The organism is Sulfurospirillum sp. 1307 (assembly GCF_054408545.1).
Genome location: NZ_CP176011.1, coordinates 1,945,237 through 1,967,323 on the forward strand (window position 1 = coordinate 1,945,237; position 22,087 = coordinate 1,967,323).

18 protein-coding genes are annotated in these 22,087 nt (G+C 30.6%); all 18 read right to left on the reverse strand.

Annotation, left to right across the window (positions count from 1 at the left end):
- Position 1: 1 nt before the first annotated feature.
- Positions 2 to 1,708 carry an FAD-binding protein gene (locus ACKGJI_RS09925; RefSeq protein WP_458700134.1) on the reverse strand — a complete coding sequence of 569 codons (1,707 nt, stop codon included), beginning with the start codon at positions 1,706 to 1,708 and terminating at the stop codon, positions 2 to 4.
- On the reverse strand, positions 1,698 to 2,288 hold the full coding sequence (locus ACKGJI_RS09930) for a ferric reductase-like transmembrane domain-containing protein (protein ID WP_458700135.1): 591 nt from the start codon (positions 2,286 to 2,288) through the stop codon (positions 1,698 to 1,700). The genes ACKGJI_RS09925 and ACKGJI_RS09930 overlap by 11 nt, the downstream gene beginning before the upstream one ends.
- A 3-nt stretch (positions 2,289 to 2,291) precedes the next feature.
- A complete protein-coding gene (locus ACKGJI_RS09935) occupies positions 2,292 to 2,507 on the reverse strand; it encodes a 4Fe-4S dicluster domain-containing protein (protein WP_458700136.1) in 216 nt (71 codons plus the stop codon).
- Position 2,508: 1 nt separating this feature from the next.
- Positions 2,509 to 2,781 (reverse strand): hypothetical protein, encoded by a 273-nt coding sequence (locus ACKGJI_RS09940; protein ID WP_458700137.1) that lies wholly within the window; start codon positions 2,779 to 2,781, stop codon positions 2,509 to 2,511.
- Positions 2,782 to 2,921: 140 nt separating this feature from the next.
- Positions 2,922 to 5,054, reverse strand: coding sequence for a methyl-accepting chemotaxis protein (locus ACKGJI_RS09945; protein ID WP_458700138.1), 2,133 nt, complete (start codon positions 5,052 to 5,054; stop codon positions 2,922 to 2,924).
- A gap of 163 nt (positions 5,055 to 5,217) precedes the next feature.
- Entirely contained in the window at positions 5,218 to 8,772 is a 3,555-nt protein-coding gene (gene nifJ, locus ACKGJI_RS09950) for a pyruvate:ferredoxin (flavodoxin) oxidoreductase (RefSeq protein WP_458700139.1), read from the reverse strand.
- A 189-nt stretch (positions 8,773 to 8,961) separates the two neighbouring features.
- A complete protein-coding gene (locus ACKGJI_RS09955; protein ID WP_458700140.1) occupies positions 8,962 to 9,597 on the reverse strand; it encodes an HAD family hydrolase in 636 nt (211 codons plus the stop codon).
- A 61-nt stretch (positions 9,598 to 9,658) separates the two neighbouring features.
- Entirely contained in the window at positions 9,659 to 10,462 is an 804-nt protein-coding gene (locus ACKGJI_RS09960; RefSeq protein ID WP_458700141.1) for a mechanosensitive ion channel family protein, read from the reverse strand.
- Positions 10,463 to 10,476: 14 nt separating this feature from the next.
- Positions 10,477 to 11,595, reverse strand: a complete 1,119-nt coding sequence (locus tag ACKGJI_RS09965; RefSeq protein WP_458700142.1) for an OmpA family protein — start codon at positions 11,593 to 11,595, stop codon at positions 10,477 to 10,479.
- Positions 11,596 to 11,604: 9 nt separating this feature from the next.
- Entirely contained in the window at positions 11,605 to 12,192 is a 588-nt protein-coding gene (locus ACKGJI_RS09970; protein ID WP_458700143.1) for an OmpA family protein, read from the reverse strand.
- Between the two features lie 102 nt (positions 12,193 to 12,294).
- On the reverse strand, positions 12,295 to 13,794 hold the full coding sequence (locus tag ACKGJI_RS09975; RefSeq protein ID WP_458700144.1) for a peptide-binding protein: 1,500 nt from the start codon (positions 13,792 to 13,794) through the stop codon (positions 12,295 to 12,297).
- A 191-nt stretch (positions 13,795 to 13,985) separates the two neighbouring features.
- Positions 13,986 to 14,438: a 2-thiouracil desulfurase family protein gene (locus ACKGJI_RS09980; RefSeq protein WP_458700145.1), complete on the reverse strand. Its 453-nt coding sequence runs from the start codon at positions 14,436 to 14,438 to the stop codon at positions 13,986 to 13,988.
- 48 nt (positions 14,439 to 14,486) lie between these two features.
- Entirely contained in the window at positions 14,487 to 14,876 is a 390-nt protein-coding gene (gene rpsI, locus ACKGJI_RS09985; RefSeq protein ID WP_458700146.1) for a 30S ribosomal protein S9, read from the reverse strand.
- 2 nt (positions 14,877 to 14,878) lie between these two features.
- Positions 14,879 to 15,310: a 50S ribosomal protein L13 gene (rplM, locus tag ACKGJI_RS09990; protein WP_458700147.1), complete on the reverse strand. Its 432-nt coding sequence runs from the start codon at positions 15,308 to 15,310 to the stop codon at positions 14,879 to 14,881.
- A gap of 90 nt (positions 15,311 to 15,400) precedes the next feature.
- Complete coding sequence (locus ACKGJI_RS09995; protein WP_458700148.1) at positions 15,401 to 18,121, reverse strand: RecB-like helicase; 2,721 nt, start codon at positions 18,119 to 18,121, stop codon at positions 15,401 to 15,403.
- Positions 18,118 to 20,433 (reverse strand): PD-(D/E)XK nuclease family protein, encoded by a 2,316-nt coding sequence (locus ACKGJI_RS10000; RefSeq protein WP_458700149.1) that lies wholly within the window; start codon positions 20,431 to 20,433, stop codon positions 18,118 to 18,120. The genes ACKGJI_RS09995 and ACKGJI_RS10000 overlap by 4 nt, the downstream gene beginning before the upstream one ends.
- A complete protein-coding gene (locus ACKGJI_RS10005; RefSeq protein ID WP_458700150.1) occupies positions 20,408 to 20,818 on the reverse strand; it encodes a hypothetical protein in 411 nt (136 codons plus the stop codon). The genes ACKGJI_RS10000 and ACKGJI_RS10005 overlap by 26 nt, the downstream gene beginning before the upstream one ends.
- Positions 20,805 to 22,037 carry a rhodanese-like domain-containing protein gene (locus ACKGJI_RS10010; RefSeq protein WP_458700151.1) on the reverse strand — a complete coding sequence of 411 codons (1,233 nt, stop codon included), beginning with the start codon at positions 22,035 to 22,037 and terminating at the stop codon, positions 20,805 to 20,807. The genes ACKGJI_RS10005 and ACKGJI_RS10010 overlap by 14 nt, the downstream gene beginning before the upstream one ends.
- Positions 22,038 to 22,087: the final 50 nt, after the last annotated feature.

A 22,087-nucleotide genomic window follows, 5' to 3' on the forward strand; every position in this document is an offset into this window, starting at 1 on the left:
ATTAAACAGCCCAAGTATCAAATGCTTGTTTCTCTAAAACCATATTATCTTGCTCATCTTTATATATATTTATCCAAGCTCTCCAGTTTTTATCATCAACATTTGGATAATCAAGTCTATAATGACTGCACCTACTCTCTTTTCTCATCATAGATGCTTTTAGTTTCATTTTTGCATTTATTATCATATTTTCTGTTTCGTGCGCTAATCTTAACTCATGCATATCACTTGCTTTTAATTTAGGAACATGATGATTTAGTAGTTCATCAACAAATGCAAGTGCACCTTGAAGCATTGCTTCACTTTTTATGTATAAAACAAAATTTGGAATCATTACCCCTTGTAAAGTTTGGGTTACCCATGCAGGAGAATATCCGTTTTCTCTTTTTAAAGGAGCTATCATATTCTTATGAATACTAGCTAAATTTTGTTTATCTAAATTGATATATTTTACATTTTGTGCATACTTTGCAGCACTTTGCCCTGCTATTGCACCTTGTACGGCTGAACCAGCTAAGGATGAGCCTATTTGAGTATAAATCCCTCCAGACATATGTGACCCAAGTGCATCTCCTGCTGCATATAATCCCTTTATGGTTGATTCACATTTATCATTTATGGGGACTAAACCTTCAGATTTATGAATCGCAAGTCCAGCTGAAGATCCGCCAGTTGGATTTTCGCTCATCCCTGGAGGTCGACCACCGTTGTGAGCATCATCACTAGGTGGCCTTTGTGTCCTTCTTCTTTGAAATTCTTCTGGGACATATGGCCCATTTATATCAGATTTAGCTTCACTAAACTGCATTTTTGAAATGCCCCCATCTACATATGCTCTAAAATTAAGATCAACTCCCAAGTCGTGTCTAATTTCTACTTTAGTTATATTTGGTTTTTCTTCAAACATACCATGCCAATTACCAAATGAATCGCCTGGATTTTTACTACTTGCATGGTGTCCATCATTCCACTCTTTGCCTGTTACTTTTGCACCAATTTTATATGCCATGATTGTTCCATCATGAGTTAAATCACAAATTGGAAATCCATTTGGCTTGAATCCACCAGCACCAGTACAAAGCACAACACTTTTCGCCTTAAATGTTATAATTTTCTTATCATCCAAACAAAAGCCTGTAGCTCCTGCAATTTTTCCATCTTGTTTTATAAGATTAGTAATCATAACTCTTTGATGCATTTGTATGTTTCTTTCTTTTATCGGCTTTGAAAAAGATTCATAATACAGTGGTGAATCAAAAAAACCCCACTCTTTAAGCTCTTCAACTCTTTGTTTTGAGTAAAGTGCTAATTGTCTCGTATAAGCTTTATTATTAGTTCCTAAAGCAGAGTTTGAAACTTTATTTACAAATTCATCGATACTTACTTTTTCTTTTTTCTCATCATAAGAAAAAATTCCTTTTGCAAAAGGTGTCTGCCCAGAAGTTCCTAATGCTCCTTTTGAAACCATTATAACTTTAGCACCACTATCATGCGCTTTTACACTAGCAAATAGTCCTGCCATACCACTTCCTACTACTAAAACATCGCACTCACGCTCTTCAAAGCTTAATGAATCTGGATTTACTTTTTCTTTTTTATATTCATTTTCTTCTTTTAAAGACATTTTAGAAAGAGTTGCCAAACTAGCTGTAGCTGCAGCCAACCCTAAAAAACCTCTTCTTGTTAATTTTGTATCTTTATATTTCATTTTTTACTCTTGTATAATTGTTTTTAATAACAATGAAAATCCCAAAAACTCCTAGTATCCCCATAACCAAAAGCATTGCTAAACTAGAGTGTTTTCCTATTTCAAAAGCATGCCAAATACCAAAAGCTACAAATATAATTGAAAATAACCCATGATACATTCTCCAAGAAGAATGTTTGAATTTTTTCTTATATATCGCTAATGCTCCTAAAACAAGCATACTTACCCAAGCTATTATTCCTAGTAAAATTCCGATAGTTTGTAGCTGTGAAATCATAAGAACAAATGAATCAACAGGATTTACTCTCAATTCAATCCACTGAGACAAAACACTCAAAAAAGGGTGAATTATCAAAAAAGAAATCACGCTATACCCTAAATATTTGTGATATTTATAAACACCTTTTGATTCTTTTATGAAAAAAAACTGTCCAATTACTAGTATAAAAGCAAATACTGTTATAAATGACAATAAATTTTTCCAAATACTGTTTTCATAAAAACTTCCAATACTAAGAAGTGTTAATAAGAAAAATATCATTACATAAATAACATAATCATAATTTATATTTTTAAACATCATCTACCCCCAGGACACATTAACAGGTAAGTTTTTCTCAGGAGAAATTGTAATTGCATCAACAGGACAGTACATCCTACAAAGATGACAAATTTGACAATCTTGCATATATGCAATTACTGCTTTATTGTTTTTTTTATCCATCCTAAGCACATCAGTTGGACAAACCCTTACACAAGTAGCACAACCAATGCATCCTCTAATATCTTTTATAGCCATTTTACTTTTGCCTCATTGGCCCATCTTCTGGCATACAAACAAAATATTTGTCATCAGGAGTATACATGCAAGTTCCCTCTAACTCATCCCCTCTTGGAGTAGTCATATGACAAGCAGAGCCTTCATCAAGATTTTTACATACTTCAATAGCTTCTTTAGGAGGAATTCTATCACCTCTTGGAGGCCTATCTTGTGCAATGGCATAATTAAATGCGCCAAAAGTTAACAAACTTACAAACAATATAAATACAGTATTTTTTATGATTTTCTTCATCTCTCATCCTTTTAACAAATTTGATAAAAGAATGATATAAAGTTAGTTAAAATGTTAGGTTAGCTATAAGTAAATGAAAGTAAATAAGAAAGAATATTTACATGTAAAGAAGATTTAAACCTCTTTACATGTAAAAGTTATTATGATTTTTTTTCATTGATAATGTTATTTAAAAATTCAAATAACTTTGATGACATATTTTCAAGCTCATGTATGATGGAGATAAGTTCATTTGATTTTTCTATTGTTTTTCCTAATTTAACAATATCTAATGCTTTTTGTGCATTTTCGTGTACTTTTTTATGAACTGGTGGAATTAATGAGTAAGATGGCATATTTCCAAAAGTATTTTTTCCCTCATTTGAGTTATACCATTTACCAAATCTACAACTATTTGAATCACTAATAACAACATCTTTTTTATTATTATAAATTGAAAGATAAGTAGAAGACTTAAATAACATATGATCAATTTTAGATAAAGAAACAAAAAGGTCATTTGCAATATTTTCATTTTTCTCTTTTATAATTTTTGAACTATCTATAAGATTTCCAAGCACTTCAGTAAATTCTTGTAATTTTTCAGTTGAAGCTTGAGTTAAAAGCTCTGTTTTTTCACTGCTTTCAATCATAGCATTTGAGTTTTGTTTAAGTACATTGATATTCATTTCAACTTCACTAGTTGCTTTTTGTGTTCTCTCTGCTAATTGTCTAACTTCATCAGCAACAACAGCAAATCCTCGTCCGTGTTCTCCTGCTCTAGCTGCCTCAATGGCAGCATTTAATGCAAGTAAATTTGTTTGATCTGATATGTCTTTAATAAGTCCTATTACACTACCTATCTCTTCTACATTATTACTTAATTGTTGAGAATTATCTCTAGAAGAATTCATCATAATTGCAATATCATTGATTTTTTTTACTATTTCATCTGTACTTTTTTGCACATTTGTTATAATTTTTTCTGTTTCTTCATTTATTTTATTAATATCTCTTATTTCATCTACATTGTATTCTATACCATTTTGTAAATCTCCTGCATCATGCATAGTTCCATCTATAAGGCTATCAGCAAGAGAAACAAATAGTTTACTCTCTTGTAAACTTCTTTTTGCTTCTTGTTCAGATATATTTGCTAGCTCTGCTTCTCTTTCAGCTTTTTTTGCTATCTCTTCTGCTTTTTCTATGAACTTATTAAAGTTTTCAACTGCACTTCCCATTTCATCTTTAGAACTTATATCTATTCTTTTGCTAAGATCAGCTTCTCCTTGACTTAATTCTTGTGCTGTTTTGGCTAAATCATTTATTGGCTTTAATATAACTTTTCTTAACATAAATAGTATTGCTAATACAATAAGAATATCAACAATTCCAATTAGTAAAAGTTGCTGGTAAAGAAGAGACTTTGAATGTTCAATAGATTTATTGATAATATCTTTTTTCATACCTAAAAGCGCATACCCAACTATCTTATTTTCAAAATTTTTTAGAGGATATGCTTTAGTAAAATATTTATCATCTATAGTGTACTTATCTTTTATAGCTTTTTCAAACTTAAAAGCACTAGAAAAAACATAATATTTAAACGACTCATCCATGTTCTTAGTACTAGAAAGTCCGTATCCTTCTTTACTCATTTTAGCTGAAAAAATACTTGAATATTTTTTATCGAGAAAATATAAAAAATCTAAATTGCTTTTTTTAAGAGCACTTCCAAAGTTATTGATACCACCACTAAAATCTAACATACCTATAAATTTATCTCCATCAAACATAGGGAAAACGCTTCTTAACCTAAGTCCTTTTTCATCTTCTTCAAATGTAATAGTAGGTTTTTTTGTTTCTATAACATATTTATATGAAGCAAAATTTACTTTTTGTCCAAAACTATTTTGTTTCCATGATTTAAAAAATGATTGTAGATTTTCATCTATTAAGTGGACAGACACTTTTTTAAATGGAGAATTTTTTGCATACATTTTTCCTATACCAGAAAATATTTCTTTTAAACTCTCTCTATCTTCGCTTATAAAAGCATCTATAATTTTTTTATCTTTTGCAAGTAACATTGCATTTGTTAACCAAACATTTTTCTTTGAATTTATTTGCTCATCAAGTTGTAGTTTAAACTCTTTACTTTTTGAAATATAAGTTTCTTGCTCTATTTGTTTTATCGCAAACCATTCTTGAACGGCAAAGGCAATAAAACCAATCAAAATAATAACAACAACAGGGATCTGTAACTTTTTTGAGATAGAAGCATTCTTAAACATGGTGTATTCCTTGAGCTTTTATATAAAAATATTCTAGCCTAATATCAATAAAAAATGCTTAAATGTATTAGTTTTTAATAGATAAAAATTATTAAAAAGATAATATGAGGTAATTTTGTGCAGATGTAGTGAAAAGGAGAGGTGTCCCTCTCCTTTAAATTTTTTATTCAACTTCGTTAGAATAATCAGCTTCTGCCATTCTTTTTAGTTGTCTCCATCTAAATTGAGCATCAGCTTTGTTTTTATTGTATAGCTCTTGAGCATGCTCTGGATTAGATTTTTTGAGACTTGCATATCTAACTTCATTCATTAAGAAGTCTTCATAAAGATCCCAATCCGGCTCTTTTCCTGATATTTTGATTGGGTTTTTACCTTCTTTAATTAAACGTGGATCATATGTATATAATGGCCAATATCCACATTTAGTTGCAAGTTCACCTTGGTTTCCTGATTTTCCCATACCACCTTTAATACCATGAGCGATACATGGAGAATAAGCAATAATCAATGATGGTCCATCATAAGCTTCTGCCTCTTGAATAGCTTTTAGAGTTTGAGATTGTGAACCATTTGAATTGATTTGAGCAACGAAAATATTACCATAAGTCATTGCAATATAACCCAAATCTTTTTTCATAGTTGGTTTACCTGACGCTGTAAATTGAGCGATTGAACCTGATCTTGCTGATTTTGAACTTTGACCACCAGTATTTGAATACACTTCAGTATCAAGAACAAGTACATTTACATTCTCGCCACTTGCTAGTACATGATCAAGTCCGCCATAACCAATGTCATATGCCCAACCATCACCACCAATTATCCACTGTGATGTTTTTACCAAGTATGATTTCAATGATAGTATATCTTTAACACCTTCAACATCTTTATTTTGCTCTAAAATTGGAACTAATCTATCTCTAATTTCTTGAGTCTTTTTACCATCATGTTTAAATTCTAACCAATCTTTGTATAGTGCTTTTAAAGAGTTTGGAACTTTATCCATAGTATCAAGCATAATATTTTCAATTCTATGTCTTATAGTCTCATTTGCAACTCTCATACCCATACCAAACTCTGCATTATCTTCAAACAATGAGTTTGCCCAAGCAGGACCTTCACCTTTATCATTTTTTCTATATGGAGTAGAAGGAGCAGAACCACCATAGATTGAAGAACAACCTGTCGCATTTGCTATCATCATTCTATCACCAAATAGTTGAGTTGCTAATGTGATATATGGAGTTTCACCACATCCTGGACATGCACCATGGAACTCAAATAGAGGTTTAGCAAACTGAGAGCCTTTTACTGTACTAGTTGAAACAACATCATCTTTATATGTTACTTCATTAAATAAGTAATCTGCATTTTCTTGTTCACCAGCTTCAACTTGCTCTTCAAGAGGAACCATAACAAGTGATTTTTCTTTTGAAGGACAAACTTCAGCACAAAGTTCACATCCAGTACAATCTAGAACAGAAGTTTGGATTTTGTATTTAAAATCTTTAAGACCTTTTCCTTTTCCATCTAGAACATGATTTTTTACACCCTCTGGAGCTTTTTCTAGCTCTTCATCAGTAATTAAAAATGGACGAATAACTGCATGTGGACAAACGAATGAACATTGGTTACACTGGATACAATTCTCTTCTATCCACTTAGGAACCATAACTCCAACACCACGCTTTTCATATTGAGTTGTACCGTTTTCAAAAGAACCATCTTCATGTCCTTCAAAAACTGAAACAGGAAGATCATCACCTTTTGCAGCGTTCATTGGTTTTACAATTTTTTCTACAAATTCAGGGCCTTTATATTTATCTTCTTTTTTACTCTCTTGGATTACTAAATTTGACCAAGCTGGATCAACTGGAACCTCTTCAATTCCACCTTCTCCTGCATCAATAGCTTTGTAGTTCATCTCTACAATATTCTCACCTTTTTTGATGTAAGATTTGTAAGCGAACTCTTTCATAAATTTCTTAGCATCTTCAAAATCAATAATTTTTGCCAATTTGAAAAATGCTGATTGCATAATAGTATTTGTTCTTCCACCAAGACCTATATCACGAGCTAATTTAGTAGCATTGATAATATAGAATTTTGCTTTTTTATCTGCCAAAGTCTTTTTAACATGATCTGGAATTTTAGAAATAGTTTCTTCTACACTCCAAATAGAGTTAAGTAAGAATGTACCGCCCTCTTTTAGACCACCTAACATATCATAAAGATCCAAATAACCAGCAACCGTACAAGCAACAAAGTCTGGCTTTGAAACTAGGTAAGTTGATCTTATTGGATTTGGTCCAAATCTAAGGTGACTTCTTGTATAACCGCCAGATTTTTTAGAATCATATGCAAAGTATGCTTGTGCATAAAGATCAGTCTTATCACCGATAATTTTTACAGAGTTTTTATTTGCACCAACTGTTCCGTCAGCTCCAAGTCCATAAAATAGACACTCTGTTACTCCTTCTCCACCTAAAGACAAGTTCTCTCCTACTTCTAAAGAAGTAAAAGTAACATCATCTACGATACCAACTGTAAAGCTATTTTTAGGTTCATCTTTTTTAAGATTATCAAAAACTGCTACAATTTGAGCTGGATTAACATCTTTAGAAGATAATCCATATCTACCACCAACTATAACTGGAGCATTTTCTCTTCCATAAAAAGCACTTCTTACATCTAGATATAATGGCTCACCAATACCTCCAGATTCTTTAGTTCTATCTAAAACTGAAATTTTCTTAACAGTATCAGGGAGAACATCAAATAAATATTTCACACTAAATGGGCGATATAAATGAACATTAATTACACCTACTTTTTCGCCTTTAGCTCTTAAATAATCAACAGTTTCTTTTGTAGCCTCGACAACTGAACCCATTGCAACAATAACACGTTCAGCTTCTGGATCACCATAATAAGTAAATGGTTTATAATCACGTCCTGTAATTTTTGAAATTTCATCCATATACTCTGCAACTATATCAGGAAGTGCTTCATAAAATTTATTTTGTGCCTCTCTTCCTTGGAAATAAATATCATCATTTTGTGCAGTACCACGAGTTTTTGGACTTGAAGGATGCAATGCTTCATCTCTAAATTTTTGAAGAGCTTCTCTATCTAACAATCTATCAAAATGAGCATAATCCATAACTTCAACTTTTTGAATTTCGTGTGAAGTTCTAAAACCATCAAAGAAGTGTAAGAAAGGAACTCTACCTTTGATTGCTGCAAGATGAGCAACACCTGCTAAATCCATAACTTCTTGAACTGAACTAGTCGCAAGCATTGCATATCCAGTTTGACGACAAGCATATATATCTTGATGATCACCAAAAATAGATAGTGCGTGAGTTGCTAAACTTCTAGCACTTACATGTATAACACTTGGAAGTAACTGACCAGCCATCTTATACATATTAGGAATTTTAAGTAATAAACCTTGAGATGCAGTATATGTTGTTGTTAATGCTCCTGCTTGAAGCGAACCGTGAACACTACCAGCAGCTCCACCTTCACTTTGCATTTCAACTACTTTAACAGGCATACCAAATAAATTTTTCTTTCCATGTGCTGCCCACATGTCCGTAAAATCTGCCATTGGTGAGCTTGGTGTAATAGGATAAATTCCAGCAACTTCGGTAAACGCATAAGATGCATATGCTGCAGCTTCGTTACCATCCATAGTTTTCATGACTTTTGCCATAACAGTTCTCCCTTTTTAATTATTTTATCACTTTTTTTCGTGTTTGAGTTTATTGTACTTTTCGTTATCTTAATAACTTATAAATAGCGACAGAACAATGTATCACTTAAATCAACTTTAAACAAAATTGAAACACTCGAAAATTATAGCTTTAATATTACTTTAAAGATATGAAAAAAATATAACACTTTACAAGTTTTTTATAAGTTTTATTGCCTCATATGTACTTTCAAATACATAATTTGTGTATTTTCGTAACTCTTTTTCTTCTCCATAGCCACATTTTACTGCTATTGCATTAACATTAGCATTTTTAGAAGATTGCAAATCTAAGATAGTATCTCCTATCATCCATGTAGATAAAATATCCGCACTAAGTTTATCTACAGCTTTTAAAATAGGTTCGGCGTGAGGTTTTGGAAACTTTACATGTTCTCTGCCAATAAGAGTTTCAAAATAATCCATAATCCCCATATACTCTAAAAGCTCTTGTGAATACCTAGCGGTTTTAGTAGTCACAATCCCTAATCTAGCAAAGCTTGAAGCCTCTTTTATAGCCTCTTTTGCGAGAGGTAGTAAAGTAGTATTGTCTTTTGAAATTACCCTATAATGCTCTTTATAAGCATCAACATAATCCCAAACATTCTTCCCACTTATACCTAGTTTATCAAACATAACATCAAGGGGATAACCTATGAGTGGTTTAATATCATCTTCATTTGGAACATTTTCATTAAACCTTTGATAAACAACTTTAAAACTATCTACTATAGCTGTTGTAGAATCTATCAATGTTCCATCTAAATCAAAAAGTATAGTTTTCAAACATTACCTTTATTTTCATTTAAAAAGAAAAAGAGGAGGCTTCTACTCCTCTTTTAATATATTATTTATCTGTGTGAATGTCCATCTGTGGATAAGGAATAGAGATATTTTTCTCATCAAAAGTTAATTTAACTTTTTCTAAGGTATCAAAATACACTCCCCAGTAATCCTCACTCTTAACCCAAGCTCTAACTACAAAGTTTACACTACTATCAGCTAATTCACTAACAGCAACCAATGAAGCTGGTTCTTTTAAAACTCTTTCATCAGAATCGATTATCTCTTTGAGTGTAGATTTAGCAAGCTTTAAATCATCTTCATACCCAATGCCAAATACAAAATCAACTCTTCTTGTATCTTTTGCTGAAAAATTTGTTATATTGCCACCAATTACAGATGAATTTGGGATAATAATTTGTTTATTATCCCCTGTTTTCATCATAACGCTAAATAAATTAATCTCTTCAACAACACCACTCTCACCTGAAACTTGTACAAAGTCTCCAATTTTAAATGGTCTAAAAAAGATTATTAAAACACCTGCTCCAATGTTTGCAAAGGTATCTTTAAATGCCAGCCCAACTGCAAGTCCAGCTGCACCCAAAATTGCAACAAAAGATGTAGTATTTACTCCTAAATTGCTAAGTGCTGCTAATACAACTACAACAAATAGCATTGCATATATGATATTGTAAAGAAACTTACTAAGAGTTTCATCCATATTTGATTTTCTCATCATTTTTAAAATCAAATTACTAAGGATTGAAACAACTCTCTTACCTATTACATATATAAGAATTGAGCCAATTACTTTTAATCCATATATAGATATATATGAGATTATTGTATCTAAATTAAAATCCAAAAAATTATCCTTTGTTATTCTTCAAAACTTGCATCAACTCTTCTATTTTGAGCCATGCCTTCTTTGGTTTTATTTGAAGCGATTGGTTTAGTCTCACCATAACCAACTGCACTTATTCTACTAGCATCAACTCCTAAACTTACAAGAGCCTGTTTAACACTATTTGCTCTTTTTTCTGATAGCATTTGATTATACTTTTGAGATCCTCTTGAGTCAGTATGACCTTCTAGTACAACCTTATAATCTTTATTATCTGCTAAAAACTCTGCAACTTCTTTGATTTTAGACATATACATTTGAGATATTTCTGCTTTATTTGTATCAAAGTTTACATGTAGACGAACTATTTTCATACATCCATTTTCACCTACTACTTTTCCTGCCGGAGTTGTAGGACATTTATCCATACTATTTACAACACCATCATTATCATCATCTTTTTCGCACCCATTTGCTTTTACTTCTACCCCCATTGGACTTTGTGGGCATACATCATCTTTGTCTAAAACGCCATCTTTATCACTATCTAATTCAACCATGGCTTTAACTGGTTTTTTCATAACAGGAGCAGGAACTGGTTTTACAACTGGTGCTGGTTCTTCTTCTACTTCTTGTGCTCTTTTACCAAATGGAATCACAAATCCTATTGAATATAAAAGATTATTGTCTCTACTGAAGTTTATAGCATGTCTTGCTTCTGCTTTTAGAGCAAATTGATCGGTTATCCAATGTTTTATTCCTACACCATAATTGAAGAATCCATCGTCATCATTATCAAGCTGAGGATTTCTGTAATTTTCATAACCAATTCCAGCTAATCCATAAAGAGCAGTATCTTTTGTCAAATCATACTCTTTTATCAAGTTAACATAAAAACGATTTATATCTGTTTTTTGATTAATCAAATCATACTTAACTTTACTAGCTCTATCAAAACCAACTTCAACAATATCAAAGAATTTATCTTCAACATATGTTCCAAATCTAAGACCAAGATTTAGTTTATCTTCTAAATCCAAGTTCCCTTCAGGTTTAACCCCACCTACATTTACAGTTAGCTCAGACTTATAATCCCCTTGCGCACCAAATGCCAATGACATACATGTCAATAATGCAACAATTGTTTTTTTCATTTTTTCTCCTTATTTTTTATTAAAACTTATTTCAACTCTTCTATTTTGAGCTCTTCCCTTTTTAGTTTCATTTGAAGCAATTGGAACAGTCTCTCCATATCCTTTAGTCATAAGCCTACTCTTATCAATGCCAAATTCATTGATTGCTAAAGCTACTTTTTTCGCTCTTAACTCTGATAACACATAGTTATACTCATTTGTTCCTACTGAGTCAGTATGACCTTCAATCACTGCTTTATATGATTGATTTTTTTTAAGTATCATAACAGCTTCTTTAATTTCATCTTTAAATTCATCTTTTATATCATACTTGTCAAAATCAAAATTTACTTTTAAAACTATGACTTTCGTACACCCATTTGGATCAACCACTTTTCCATCAGGTGTATCAGGACACTCATCATTAACATCTTTGACACCATCTTGGTCAACATCATCTTTTACATGTCTTATGATAAAACCTTTTGGACGATCCTTATCCGGGATTAAACTTCCTTCTGTTATACCAGAATTTGTCGCACCTTCAACACTTTTAATTGTAACTCCTGCATAACTTAAACAAAAAGATATAAATAACAAGAGAACTATTTTTTTCATAATTTTTCCTTAAAAGGGTATGATTATATCATTCTAACATAATTTAATTTAAAATTTACAATACAAACATATTAATTATCATTTTTATTTATACTTAGCTAGTTAAGGAGCTTTTATCCAATCGATACTATTGTGCATAACTCCGATAATAGAAGGGCTAACTGGAGTAATTTTTTTATTGACAACAGTTATAGAGTTTGGAATTACTAAGAAGAGATAAGGTACATCATCTGCTATTAATTTAAAAATTTTTTGATATATTTTATCAAACTCATTTTGATTTACTGTTTTTTCTGCTTTTTTAATAAGTCTATCTACCTCTTTATTTTCATAACCTATGAAATTAAATCCACCCTTTCTTTGCGATTCACTGTGCCAAATGCTATAAGCATCTGGTTTTAGACCAAGAGACCAGCCCATCAAAACAGCTTCAAATTTTTTTGGAAGTATCACAGTATTTAAAAAAGCTTGCCACTCCATAACTCTTAACTTCATCTTTACACCAACTTTTTTTAATTGATGTTGAATTATTTGAGCTATGTAACTACCTGAACTTCCAGCACTTGTAGTTAGTGTAAACTCGAAAGGATTATTTTTATCATACCCAGCTTCTTTAAGTAGCTTTATAGCCTTAGAAATATCTTGTTTTGGAGATTTTACATTTGGGTTAAAAGCACCTGTTTTTGGCATAAAAGGACCATTACACACCCTTCCATGTCCAAAATATAATATCTTTACCAATTCATCTCTGTTGATTGCATAGCTAAGAGCTTTTCTTACCCTTATATCTTTAAATTTTTTATTTTTTAAATTAAATCCCAAATAACTATATGAGTGCGCTAAATCTTCATAAATATTAAATTTACTTTTAAAATCTTCATCAATTTGTCTTTCAAGTTGCAGTGGTGTTAAGTTTCCAACATCTAATTTACCTGATTTTAACATTAAAAATCTTGAACTACTATCAGGTACAAAATGATAAATAATCTTGCTAATCTTTGGTTCATGAATGAAATAGTTTTTATTAGCATACAAGGTTATATCACTTGATGGAGAAAACTTTTTAATAGTATATGAACCAGTACCAATTGGAGATTGATTAAACTTTGAAGTCATTAAATCTTTTTCTTTTTTCAAAATATGTTCAGGCAAAATCTGCATCATCCAAGTCTCAAGTGCCTTAAAATACGGATACTTATACTTTACTATAACTCTGTTTTTATCAATTTTTACAGATTTTATATGAACAAAACTAGAAGAGTATGGAGTATATATTTTTGGAGATATGATAGTATTATAAGTAAAAAGTACATCCTTTGCGCTAAATTTAACTCCATCACTCCAGTAAACATCATCTCTTAAAACAAACTCCAAAGTAGTATCATCGATAAATCTGTAACTTTTTGCCAATTCTGGCTTTATATTTCCATCTTTATCATAAGTAATGAGAGAGTTAAAAATCCATTGCGAAATTTCAGAACTTATTGAATCAGTAGAGAGTATAGGATTTAGCCTAGCTGGACTTGCTGAAATTGCTAAGTGCAAAGTTGCGCTAAAAAGATAAACTGATAAGATTAGTGTAATTGTTATAATTTTTTTCATGTCAGCATTATATAGAAAAATCGGGCAAAAAAAAAGCATCCTAGGCGGGCAACTAGGATGCTTGATTTTAAAAATTTATAAGTTCTATCTACAAAAAGGAGGTTTTTGTCTTGGTAATGAAAGTATACAAGTAATTACTAAATGGTTTTTTAACTTTTTTTAAACAAAAAGTAAATGAGACTAAAAATATCCTATTTAAACAAAATTTTTTCTAATTTTTCTAATTCATTCTCAGTAAAAATTGCTACCTTAGTATCTTTAAGTATTTTAGCAGCAATTCCATCACCATTTATCAATTTTTTACTAAAACTACCATCATATATCAATCCACTTCCACAAGATGGACTTTTAGCTTTTAGTATTGCATATTTTACATTATACTTTTTAGCAATATCTAGTGCCTTTTTCGCACCTTTTTGAAAAAACAGCGTTTTATCTTCGCCATTTTTGTTAATTGCCAATCCATCTTTGATTTCTACTGGAACTCTAGGAGTACTAAGTCCACCATCAACTTCAGGACATACAGGAATTAACATATCTAGTTTTTGTAGTTTTTGAATAAAAAGATTATCTAAAATTGAATTATTATTGCCATCATATTTTACATTGTTCCCAAGTAGGCATGAACTTATAAGGATTTTCATAATGAGAAGCAGAAGCCCACTAATAGGGCTTCTTTTTTTATCAAACGATTAACGTTTACTAAATTGTGGAGATTTTCTTGCTTTCTTTCTACCATATTTCTTACGCTCAACGCTTCTTGAGTCTCTTGTAAGAAGTCCGTGTGGTTTAAGTTCAGCTCTAAACTCAGCATCCATTGATGCTAAAGCTTTAGAAATACCATGACGAAGTGCATCAGCCTGTGCTGAATACCCACCACCAAGAGTTGTAGCTTTTATATCAAAGTTACCTTCTTGCTTAGTTACAGCTAATGGTTGGCGAACTCTTTTCTTGATTGTTTCGTGACCACCTAACCATGTATCTAAATCTAGTCCATTTACGATTATGTTACCGCTTCCTGGAGCTACCCATACTTTAGCAATCGCAGTTTTTCTTTTTCCAGTTGCATATACTTTTGCCATATCTATTTTCCTTCTGACTTGCTAACTTGAGCAGAATGCGGATGTTCACTACCTGCATATACTTTTAGTTTTTTAATCATCTCTTTTGCAAGATTTGTTTTAGGAAGCATACCACGAACAGCTAATCTATATAGTTTAGCTGGGTTGTTCTCTAATAAATCTGCTAACTTATCAGTTTTTACACCACCGAAATATCCACTATGTCTATGATATTTTTTAGTTTCTAACTTATTTCCACTAAACTCTACTTTTTCAGCATTGATTACAACAACAAAGTCACCGCAATCAACATTTGGAGTAAAGCAAGGTTTATGTTTTCCTCTTAAAAGTGTAGCAATCTCAGTAAGAACACGTCCAAATCTCTTACCAGCTGCATCAACAACGATCCAATCACGCTGTACTTCATGAGGCTTAATAGCTCTTGTAGCTTTCATCTTAAGACCCTTTGCTTAAATTTATTTTGAAGTGAGATTGTAGTGGAATAAACCTTATAAATAGCTGAAATTAAGTATTTTCTAAGAATTTTATACTGATTCTATTTTTATTTCATTATCTCTTACATAAATCAAGTAAGCATTTACTCTTTTATTACTAATACTTCTTAAAGCCTTTTTATATAATCTTACTTGAGCTAAGTGTGAATCATCTACATGTAAAGAGCTTTTATAGTCTATGATTGTGATTTCATCTTCACTTTCGCAAAGTAAGTCTATCTGTTTTCTCTCTCCTTCGAAGATTAGAGGTTGTTCTTTGTATAGTTTTTTACCCTCGATTAGTTCTAAAAATGGCTTATGGTTTATGAGTCTTTGAACTCTTTTGTATATGTTTTTCAAAGAGTTTTCATCTAGTATTTTTGAATATCTATTGCACATTGCACTATATGCAATTTGTAAAGATTGCTCATCAAAGTTATTCATCAATTCTAAACAATAGTGCATTGCAAGTCCAAAATCTATGGCAAAAAAGTCAATATCTTCTTCATTTTCGCTTGTTATTTTAACTTCTTGCTTACCATAATGACTTGGTATATGGCTTACTACATGTAAATCTTTTTTATCTTCTTTTTCTTCGTTGATTTCAATCTTTCCAAATGTCTCTTTTGTAAGAGTTAGATACTCAAATGCACTATTTTCTTTTTTTGAACAAATCATCAAGCTATCTTTTGCTCTACTAAAAGCAACATAGTGCAAATTCAATGTGTCTTCATACTCTAAAATTTGCTCTTTTTCTTTTGCTCTTTTATAACTTGTATCAAAACACTCTCTATTTTTAACTCTTTTGTAAATACCTTTTAAATCTATACCATCATACTCAAAAATTAGTGGTTTACCCCTATTATTCTTAGCTCCAAATCTATCTACAACAATAACATGTGGAAATTCTAAACCTTTTGATTTGTGGATTGTTAGGATTTTTACTCCACTATTGTCCTGCGCATTTGCTTCAGTACTAATTCTCTCACTCTCAAATAAAAAACTCTCTATATCTGCATATGAACTACTAACCTCAAGCAGTCGTATCAAATCAATATCATCACTAAAAAGCTCATATTTTTCAATAACTTTTTTTATAATTTGCATTGGAGTTTGACTAAAATCAACCCAAGAAGTATCAAGATTTTCATCAATTTGCTTGCCGATTAGAGCTAAAAAGTTGCTTTTGTAAAGATTATCTCCAAAGTATGCAAATTTTAAAAACTCTATGACAGCTTTTACCATAGGAACTTCTATGAGCTTTATACTAGCATCATTTTGAAAAGTAATGCCCTCAAATTTTGCAGATAAGATATCTTTTAACTCTTTAGCATCTTTGTTTTGATGAGTTAGCAAAGCTATATCTTTTGGATTTGCTCCATTTTCAAATAAAACTTCTAGCTTTTTAGTGGCAAGTTCAACTAAATCTTCTGAAAAATCAACTTCTACAAAGCCCACTTTAGTGCTTGATACTTTTTGTTTTTCATAGCCTTTAATCTTATCTATAAATGTTTTATTTACAAACTCTACAACATTTTTTGAGCTTCTATAGTTTGTATCTAGTGTGTCTTTTTGCAAATTAAATTGCTTTTTAGCATATCCAAAAAGCTCTTTTGCTCCACCCCTAAATCTATAAATTGATTGTTTAACATCACCCACAAAAAAGAGTGTTTTAAACTCTTCTTGTCCAATTCCTGAGATTACTTCTTCAAAGAGTGGCTCAAGGATTTTATACTGCATTACATTTGTATCTTGAAATTCGTCTACCAAAATATGCTCACACTTACTATCAAGCCTAAAGTATAAAAAATCTCTATTTATTTCATTTTTTAACAAATTGTACAAAACATTAGTAACATCAGCAAAGCTAAGCGTAGAAAATTCTTTGTTAGTTTGAGCAATAGCTCGTTTATAGGTATGAAAAAGCTCACCCAACTTACCTAGCAGATAACTCTCTTTATAGTTAAAATGTCTTGCTATTTCATCTTTTAACTCAAAAAATTTATCATCCATCTCTTGAGTGAAATACTTTTTAAAATATTTATGCTCACTTAAACTAAGTTTTGCAAATACTGATTTTGCTATGAGAGTATTTACATCTTTTACATCAAAGATTGCGATTGCACTTTTACTTGCTTTTGCATTTATTATGATATTTTTTAACTCATCTGCTATTTTTAGTATCTTTTGTTCATTGTTTTTGTAGCTACTTTGCAAACTTTCGGGCTGAAATTCACACTCTTTATTATAAAAAGTATTTAAAAGTGCAAAAATATCTCCAACTTGTTTTTCTTCGTTTACACTAAATTTAACTAAAGATTCATACTGTTTATTTAATATACAAAGTGATAAAAACTTTTTTAAAACTTTTTCTTCAACTAGCTTATCTTCAATCCCAAAATCAGGCATCAATCCAGCATAAAATGAAAACTTCCTAAGCACTTTTGCAAAAAAAGAATCAAATGTAGATATAAGTAAATCATCTTTTAAAAATTTTTTCAATATATTTTGCTTTTTAGCTAGTATCTCATCTTTGGATACCCCAACTAATAAAGCTATATCTTTTAACTCATTTTTATTTTCTAAGTTCATCAAAACTTCACAAATCCTACTTTTCATCTCACTTGCAGCTTTGTTTGTAAAAGTTAGAGTTAAGATATTTGAAGGTTTTGCTCCTAAGTACAAAAGTGCGATATATCTAACAGAAAGCGCATAAGTCTTTCCACTCCCTGCACTTGCTTCAAGTGCTAAATATGGTTTTAAACTACTCATGAGTCTCTCCCACAAAGCATTGTATATGGACAATATCTACAATTAGATAAATCCTCGCATTTTTCATATCCATTTAGTGGTTTTTTTAAACTCTCTAGGATTTCATCTAATTTTTTTAATTTATCTTCAAAAATACTCTCTTGTATTAATTCTCCACTATTTAAATCATAATAATAAAGTCCTTCAATCTCACCATATCTTCTTGATAAAAGGTAGTAAAACTCAAGTTGAAAATCACTGTGTTTATCTAATTTTTTCAATGTAGTAAGTGGGATATTGCCACTTTTATAATCGATGATACTAAACTTGCCATCTTTTTTATCAATCCTATCAATCGTTCCTTCAAGTTTGAAGCCACCATAATCTACATGTAAAGGTTTTTCAAGTTCAAAAACTCTGTATCCTTCTTCATATCTTTTAGCTTCATTTTTTGCAAAACTTTTCAACTTTTCTAGCCAAACATCAACCAAATACCTATCTGTCACATCACTGCAAATATCATTAAAATACTCTCTTAACTCTTTAAAAATCAATTCTTCATTTACAAATTTCAATCTTCTAAAGACAAATTTCAAGGCTTCGTGAAGTTTATTTCCAATATCTGCTTGATTTAAGTTTTTTGTTGGTAACTTTGCCTCTTTTAACTGCTTTATATATCTAAAATAGTATTTTCTTTTACATGTGAGAAGTGTTTTTAACTTTGAAGCTGATAGTGTTTTTATCTGGCTTTCGTGTTCTATCCAATCAGTCTCACTAAATCCCTTCTTTTTACTAGAGTTAAAAAGAAGTTTAACATATGATTTTTCTTCAACTCCTTTTTTTACATGTAGACCTAGTTCATCTAAAAATCTAGAACCCATACTTTGCTCATTTACAACAAATGAGATAGCAACCTCTTTTGCATTTTTTATAAGGTTGTTGTAGTAATATCTTTGTAGATTTTCTCTATCTTCAAGGCTAGGAAGTCCTACTAATTTTTTCAAAGATGAGTTTAAAAACATCTCTTTTGAACTTCTTTTCGGAACAAAATCATCTGAAAAATCAACTATAATCACACCATCATAGCTAATTCCCCTACTCTCTAAAAGCCCCATAACAGTAACTTTCCCACCATTTGTATCATCAATGCTTTGTTTTGCTAAACGATTTAAAAAAAGTTTAAAAGCATCCTTCAGTGCTAGCCTTTCAATCCTATCAAGAAGAGCTTTAAATGAGTATAACTCTCTTTCATAAATATCATTTTTACCCTCTAAAAAGTTTTGCAAAATATTTATGGTTTCACTCGTTTCTAGTTTTTGTTGCCATTTAGTAGAAATTTCTTCAATAAAGCTTTTTTCAATCCCCAATCTGTTTAATCTATACAAATCCTCAATCTCATTTGAGCGTAAAAATTTATCAACACTACTTATCTTTTTATATATATCAGTATTGCTAAAACTCTCTCCCATAGCAAAGTTAAAGTTTTTATATCTATCAAACTCTTTTAATGTTTTTGCAAAACTCTCATCAGGAGTAATTACTACAACATCTTCAGCTTTTATACCCAAACTAACAAATTTTGCAATACTTTCTACAACATATGAAACTTGAAGTAATCTTGAAGAAAAGCTTTTTATATCAACATTTGTTTTTTGATTTTTTATCGAAGTTTTACTTTGAATTTTTTTACTACTTAAATTTAAAACATAAGAAAAACCAACTTCCAAATCAAAATCTTTAAATATTGAAATCAGTTTTTTACTAAAATTATCAATTTTCAGTTCTATTTTAAACTCTTTTAATTTTGCAATTTTTTTAAAAAGCTCTATTTCAAACCTATTTAAAAAACCCTCTACATGTAGAAAAAAACCATCATGTGAATTGATAAAATCTTCATTTAGTTCATATACTTCATTTAAATTAATTCTATCATATAGTTTTTTACTATCTAAAAGTGATTTGTAGTTTGTAAGTAACTCGCCTAAAATCATAAGATGTTCACTGAACTCTGCGTATGTATCAGCACTATTTAAATCATCAATACTTACATCATTTAAGCTTAGTTCATCAAAAAAACGAAATAAAAAATTTGAATTTTTCAAAAATGTTAAAAAATCTCTCTCTATTTTTAGCTTTGAGAAATTTTCAAACTTTGAAGCCTCTTTTAAAAGCAAGATTCTAGTATCTTCATCTACCATTGCCCTATTTGGAACAACTATACTCATTTGCTCAAATTCAGCAATACTAAGAGCCTTTGGAACTAAAGTATTGGTATCTAAAAAAGATGCATAATACTCTCTTATACACCTACTTGTAGGAAATATTTGTGTCATTTACTATCTTCTTTTCTAATATATAAATCAAAATTCTAAACAATCCAAACAGATTTAAAACTACAAATAGCATAGTTTCTATGAGGATGTTATAATTATACATTAAAGTAATTGCAAAAAGAAAGATAAAAATAAAAAGATTAAAAAGCTTACATAAAGAAAAATTTTGAAATATATTTTTTATAGCAAAAAAAGAAATAACAAACCAAAAAACAGCTAAAAAAAAGTTATTTATGTAAGTTAGATACTCATTTTCTAAAATATCTTCTCGATAAACTAAATCTCGCTCAAAACCCATATAGTAATCACTAAGGCCGATATAAATCAGCCCTAGTAAAAGTATTAAAAAGCTTATTATATTTAGTATAACTCTACTTTTTATCATTCAAGCTCCACTCTAGCCAGCCTCCATCATACATTGAAACATTATCATACCCCATAGCATATGCATAAAACTGAACTTCAGCAGCCCTCCATCCTGTTCCACAGTAAAACGATAAGTGCTTAGAAGGATCAACTCCCAATTCTTTCCACATTTTTTCTATATCATATTGATTTTTCATTTTTCCAGTAGGGCTTCTGTAATCTTCTAAATGATAAGCATCACTACCTGCTTTACCCCAGATAGCACCTTTTATATTACCTTTTGGTTTTATATAAGAGTAACCACTAGTTTTCCCCAACCATTCATCAAGTGAGCGAATACTAACTAATTGGGCATTTGGATTTTTTATTATCTCACTAGCTTCTTGTTTATTTTTGATTATATCAGCTTTACTAAAAAACTCTCCGCCAAAGCTTTTAATCGGGGTTGACTTTACTTCACCTTTTTGGATTTCATAACCTTGCGATTTCCAAGCATTAAATCCACCATTTAGAAGTCTAACATCTTCAACACCCATAGCTTTTAATATAATAGCAACCCTACTAGGTGGCATATTATCAGGACCATAAAGAATTACTTTAGTATCTTTTGATATGCTATATTTTAAAGCAAAATCAAGTAATTCTTTTTTGCTTCTATAGTTCCAAATAGGACCACTCTCAACTAAGTCTGTATTTATATGAACTGCTGTTGGAATGTGTGCTTTTTTGTAATCTTTACCTTTTCCCCAACTAGCCTCGAAAATTTTTATATCTTTTTTACTTTTAATTGCTTCTTGCACATAGCTCGCTGGAACTAAAAGTTTGTAATTTTTTAAATAATCTAGCTTTAATTTATCATTATTTAAATACTCTGACATAAATGCATCATATATATCTACATTTACTCCAGCCTTTTTTAAAAACTCATATACAGCGTTTGTATCTTGCTTGTTAGCTCCATAAAGTACAACTTTTTTCTTAGAAGCTAGATTTTTAACAATTGGTGAATCTACCTTTAAAATCTTCGTCCACTCTTTAGGAAATGGTCTTGCAAAAGGTATATGCCCTCTTCTTTTTTCACCATTTAAAATCCAACCATTGTAGGCATCTTCACTTCTAGTATCTAAAATACTTACATCCTTTTTTCCCGTAAGTTCAACTATCTCTTTTGTATCCACAGTCGCATTTAAGCTACTTAGTAGTAAAAATACAAATAGACACGCCTTTAAAATTTTCATTGTCATCCTTTTTGAAAGTGCATTTGTGGGTATAAAATACTTATGAAGTT

Coding starts and splice junctions, on each gene's coding strand:
- ACKGJI_RS09925 (WP_458700134.1), bottom strand. CDS start 1,708: ATGAAATATAAAGATACAAAATTAACAAGAAGAGGTTTTTTAGGGTTG.
- ACKGJI_RS09930 (WP_458700135.1), bottom strand. CDS start 2,288: ATGTTTAAAAATATAAATTATGATTATGTTATTTATGTAATGATATTT.
- ACKGJI_RS09935 (WP_458700136.1), bottom strand. CDS start 2,507: ATGGCTATAAAAGATATTAGAGGATGCATTGGTTGTGCTACTTGTGTA.
- ACKGJI_RS09940 (WP_458700137.1), bottom strand. CDS start 2,781: ATGAAGAAAATCATAAAAAATACTGTATTTATATTGTTTGTAAGTTTG.
- ACKGJI_RS09945 (WP_458700138.1), bottom strand. CDS start 5,054: ATGTTTAAGAATGCTTCTATCTCAAAAAAGTTACAGATCCCTGTTGTT.
- nifJ (WP_458700139.1), bottom strand. CDS start 8,772: ATGGCAAAAGTCATGAAAACTATGGATGGTAACGAAGCTGCAGCATAT.
- ACKGJI_RS09965 (WP_458700142.1), bottom strand. CDS start 11,595: ATGAAAAAAACAATTGTTGCATTATTGACATGTATGTCATTGGCATTT.
- ACKGJI_RS09970 (WP_458700143.1), bottom strand. CDS start 12,192: ATGAAAAAAATAGTTCTCTTGTTATTTATATCTTTTTGTTTAAGTTAT.
- ACKGJI_RS09975 (WP_458700144.1), bottom strand. CDS start 13,794: ATGAAAAAAATTATAACAATTACACTAATCTTATCAGTTTATCTTTTT.
- ACKGJI_RS09980 (WP_458700145.1), bottom strand. CDS start 14,438: ATGAAAATCCTTATAAGTTCATGCCTACTTGGGAACAATGTAAAATAT.
- rpsI (WP_458700146.1), bottom strand. CDS start 14,876: ATGGCAAAAGTATATGCAACTGGAAAAAGAAAAACTGCGATTGCTAAA.
- rplM (WP_458700147.1), bottom strand. CDS start 15,310: ATGAAAGCTACAAGAGCTATTAAGCCTCATGAAGTACAGCGTGATTGG.
- ACKGJI_RS09995 (WP_458700148.1), bottom strand. CDS start 18,121: ATGAGTAGTTTAAAACCATATTTAGCACTTGAAGCAAGTGCAGGGAGT.
- ACKGJI_RS10000 (WP_458700149.1), bottom strand. CDS start 20,433: ATGACACAAATATTTCCTACAAGTAGGTGTATAAGAGAGTATTATGCA.
- ACKGJI_RS10005 (WP_458700150.1), bottom strand. CDS start 20,818: ATGATAAAAAGTAGAGTTATACTAAATATAATAAGCTTTTTAATACTT.
- ACKGJI_RS10010 (WP_458700151.1), bottom strand. CDS start 22,037: ATGAAAATTTTAAAGGCGTGTCTATTTGTATTTTTACTACTAAGTAGC.